Annotated in this window: 1 pseudogene; it reads left to right on the plus strand. The window is 69.3% G+C overall.

From position 1 onward, the window contains the following. Positions 1 to 194: 194 nt before the first annotated feature. A pseudogene (locus tag AC27KI_RS27060) lies at positions 195 to 531 on the plus strand (TRAP transporter substrate-binding protein); the annotation flags it as partial.

Raw genomic sequence — 531 nt, forward strand, 5'->3', positions numbered from 1 at the left:
AGGGCCGCCGCGCAGGCGCCGCCCCGCCGCAGGGCCGGGGCCCAAACGCCCTTGGCCGCCATGGAAATCAAGGCTCTCCCGGCCGGTGCTTGCGCGCCCGCGGGGCGCCGGTATAGTCATTGCAAGTTACGTCACCAGCGTTCGCCTTTGTCATGCATCCGCAGGCCGGCGCTGCGCGCTTTCGGAGATTCGGTATGAAACGTCGTTCATGGTGCGCGCTCTTCATGGCGCTCGGTTCTTTGGCGCTGCCCGGCGCCGCGTCGGCGCAGGCAAAGTGGACCCTCGCCACGGGCTACCTGCCCGACGTGTTCCACACCGTCAACCTGCAGCAGTTCGCCCAGGAGGTGAACGACCGCACGAAAGGCGCGCTGGTGATCGACGTGCGCCCCGACAACAGCGTGGCCCGGCTGTCCGAGATCGCCGGCCAGGTGCGCGCCGGCAAGATCGCAGCGGGCGAGGTGCTGCTCAGCTCGCTGGCGGCCGACACCAAGCTGGCCGGGGCCGACGCCATTCCCTTCATCGTGGACAGCT

Source organism: Acidovorax sp. KPB24-03 (assembly GCF_057546605.1).